Annotated in this window: 4 protein-coding genes; 3 read left to right on the forward strand and 1 reads right to left on the reverse strand. The window is 46.9% G+C overall.

The features are described 5' to 3' along the window. Positions 1-364: 364 nt before the first annotated feature. Positions 365-1,552 (forward strand): FtsW/RodA/SpoVE family cell cycle protein, encoded by a 1,188-nt coding sequence (locus J0895_RS03830; protein ID WP_207086799.1) that lies wholly within the window; start codon positions 365-367, stop codon positions 1,550-1,552. A gap of 101 nt (positions 1,553-1,653) precedes the next feature. Here the strand turns inward: J0895_RS03830 and J0895_RS03835 are convergent, their stop codons facing one another. Next, entirely contained in the window at positions 1,654-2,346 is a 693-nt protein-coding gene (locus J0895_RS03835; protein ID WP_207086800.1) for a Uma2 family endonuclease, read from the reverse strand. A gap of 241 nt (positions 2,347-2,587) precedes the next feature. Between J0895_RS03835 and J0895_RS03840 the strand changes: the two genes are divergently transcribed. After that, entirely contained in the window at positions 2,588-2,812 is a 225-nt protein-coding gene (locus J0895_RS03840; protein ID WP_207086801.1) for a hypothetical protein, read from the forward strand. Beyond that, positions 2,805-3,542, forward strand: coding sequence for a cytochrome c biogenesis protein CcdA (locus tag J0895_RS03845; RefSeq protein WP_207086802.1), 738 nt, complete (start codon positions 2,805-2,807; stop codon positions 3,540-3,542). Before J0895_RS03840 ends, J0895_RS03845 begins: the two co-directional genes overlap by 8 nt. Positions 3,543-3,630 lie beyond the last annotated feature (88 nt).

A 3,630-nucleotide genomic window follows, 5' to 3' on the forward strand; every position in this document is an offset into this window, starting at 1 on the left:
GACTCTCCAAGCACAAAAACAAAAAAAGTATACACAAAGGCTGGGGGAACTCAGTCCGAGTGGGTAGAGGGATACTTGAATGTCCCGTTGTCGCCGCAAGGTGGGCAAGAATCCCCTGACTTTAGTCATGGTACGGTTCAATGACATCACTACAGAAAGCACTCCCAGCTTTAATGATTATAAAAAGAGGTCTTTAGGGCCTCTTTTTGCATTTTTGGAGAGGGGGAAAGTTTGTAGTAACGACTTTAGTCGTTATCCCGTTCATTCGTAGTAACGAGTTGAGTTGTTTCCTCCTTCCACTGTCATTCGGGAAATCCTAAAATATACTGAAGTGAACTTAATGTAGTTATCGGACTTGCTTTGGATGCAACGCCTACTGATTCCCGTTTTCGATCCGGCTGTCAAAGAATGGGCCTTAGAAGCTCGATTATTACGATGGTTAACGTTCCTCTGGCTGTTTGTGGGTTTGGCGGTCCTATTTTCTGCTTCCTATCCCAGTGCCAATGCCGATTTTGGTGATGGACTCTATTATTTTAAACGGCAACTGATCTGGGTTGTGGTTGGGTTAATCGGCTTTAATGTCCTGGTTTATACCCCCCTGCGATACATTCAAGGTATTTCGGATTGGGCGGTGATTATCCTACTGGGGTTGATTTGGCTGACGATCGTTCCAGGATTTGGGACCACTGTTAATGGCGCGACTCGGTGGTTAAAATTGGGTCCGGCCTTGATTCAACCCTCGGAGTTAATTAAACCCTTTCTGATTTTGCAAGCGGCGCGAATTTTTGGCAACTGGAACCGTTTGACTTGGCAGGTACGGATTAATTGGTTGGTGATTTTCGTGGCGGTTCTGTTGGGAATCTTGGTGCAGCCTAACTTGAGTACCACGGCCCTATGTGGGATGACGATTTGGTTGATTGCTTTGGGGTCGGGTTTACCGTTTGCTTATTTGGGGAGTACGGCATTCGCGGGTTTTCTCCTGGCGGTGATGAGTATTAGTATTAAGGAATATCAACGACGAAGAGTGATGTCGTTTTTAAATCCTTGGGCCGATCGCTTTGGAGATGGATATCAGCTGATTCAAAGTTTGTTAGCAGTGGGGTCCGGGGGAACTTTGGGGACTGGGTTTGGTTTGTCCCAACAAAAGTTGCTGTATTTGCCGATTCAATACACGGATTTTATTTTTGCTGTGTATGCCGAGGAGTTTGGATTTGTCGGGAGTATGGTGCTGATGCTGCTGCTGGGGAGTTATGCAACGGTGGCGTTGTTGGTGGCGTATAAAACTCGGGAGATTGTGCAGCAGTTGGTGGCGATCGGGGTGATGGTGGTGATGATTGGACAATCCCTGCTCAATATTGGGGTGGCGACGGGTGCTCTGCCGACGACGGGATTACCGTTGCCGCTGTTTAGTTATGGGGGGAGTTCGATGATTGCTAGTTTGATGTGTGCGGGGATTTTGATTCGGGTGGCAAGGGAAAGTAGCGCCGCAGAGGTGGTGTCGTTGGCGGATAAGCGCCGATCGCGCTTCGGCAGAGGACGGAGGAAGCGGTAGGGTTGGCGGAGGCAGAATTTTGGAACGAGAGGATTGAGCGCCAAAAAATATGGAGATGGATTGGAGGGGCGATCGCTGATTCTTCACCCCCCTCCACTTCGTTAACTATCCGGATCTACTCCCAAATCTCGCAACCGTTGCGTTAGTTTTTCCGCCCGTTCTTCAGGCCAGAGAAGGAGTTCACCATTGGCATTCCACCAGCGCAACCAATTCCCGGTGCGGTTGTCACGGGTTCCCTCCCAGACGCCTAAAAATAGCTCTAGTCCGGGAATCCAATACAGACCATTAGAATCGGGAGTTTGAATTTGATATCGGGTGGATTCTAAAGCGTACAGTTCTAAATCAGCAATTTGCGGATGAAATATGGCATAAAGGGGTACTTTAATAATTTGTTCGTAAAAGTACCATTTGCCAATACGTTTTTGACATTCCATCGAGTATTCTTCCCCATAAGTATCCGATAGGAATTCCATGACCATGAGTGGAATGGGTCCTTCGGTGTGGGGAGTGTAGCTGCGACGGGGTTCAGGACTGGACCAAGGTGCAACGGGACGAATGTACATCCAATCGGGGGCCTTGCAAATTGGGCGGTTATTAATGGCAGCACACAATGCAAAGTTCGCTGAAATTAAGGCGTCTTGGCATAACTGCGGAGTCAATGCTTGACGCAGAGCATTGGCTAATAAAGGATGTTCTAAATTTTCCACGGGGTCGTCAGGGAGTACAAAGTCTTCGGGGAGTTTAGGCCAGGTAATTGTTATCTCAGAAACTGAGGTCTGAGGTAGGACAGACATAGGCAACCTCGTATGACCGTTGATAAGGGATTTGGTTTTATTGTATCCGATGGAAGGAGGCGATCGCATCCTGTACCGACTCTACATCGACATCATGAGTTAGGAGTATTTTATTTGATAAATTTTGACTAAACTAATCGATATTAAATATTTTTAATATCATAATTTCATAAAAAACTTTTTTAAACTCGTTAATCTGAATATTCGGAAACGACTGAAGTCATTACTACGAACAGGGGGAATGGTTTTTGCTCTGAATATTCGGAAACGACTGAAGTCGTTACTACGAACAGTGGGAAATGTTTTTAGTTCAAATATCCGGAAACGACTGAAGTCATTACTACGAACGTTGGGAAAGGGCCGATCGCCGGTTTATCGGTTTGAGTTGGATGAGTGCGATCGCCGGGGTGTCCTCTACGTTACAATTATTTATATTGGGCGTTTTCCCCGGTTAAAGCATGATTGATTCTGTGCAAACTTCTCTCTACCACCTCCAACAACTCGCTGATGGTCTCGTTTCTAGCCAATTGAGTCACCTCTCCTGGGTGAGTGTCTTAATTATTTTTTTGGCGGGGTTGCTGACTAGCTTGACCCCTTGTATGTTGTCCATGCTGCCGATTACGATTGGCTATATTGGCGGGTATGAGGCCCAAAGTCGGATTCAGGCTGCCGCGCAGTCTACTTGGTTTGCTTTGGGTTTGGCTACTACCCTCGCTGCATTGGGTATTGTCGCCGCTTATGTAGGTCAGGTTTATGGTCAAGTGGGGATTGGTTTGCCGATTCTGGTGAGTGTGATTGCGATTTTGATGGGGCTCAATCTTCTGGAGGCGTTACCGTTGCGTTTGCCTTCTTTGGATGGGATGGAGTTTATTCCCAAGGATGTGCCCGATGGGGTACGTTCCTATTTGTTGGGACTGACGTTTGGGTTGGTAGCTTCTCCTTGTAGTACCCCAGTTTTGGCAACGTTATTGGCTTGGATTGCCAGTACCCAAGATGTCATGTTAGGAGGGGCTTTATTGCTGGCTTATACGGCAGGTTATGTGGCTCCTTTGATTTTGGCGGGTACGTTTACGGCTACGATTAAAAAGTTACTGGAAGTGCGTCGCTGGTCCGGTTGGATTACGCCGGTTAGTGGGGCGCTTTTAGTAGGATTTGGAGTATTTTCTCTGTTATTTCGACTGCTTCCGGTGGTGTAGTAATTGGGGAGAGTAGTGCGGAATTTTACCACAAACAACAAATGACCAACAACAAATGACCAATGACCAATAACAAAGGACAAATGAC

This window comes from Phormidium pseudopriestleyi FRX01 (assembly GCF_017313335.1).
GTDB lineage: Bacteria > Cyanobacteriota > Cyanobacteriia > Cyanobacteriales > Laspinemataceae > Laspinema > Laspinema pseudopriestleyi.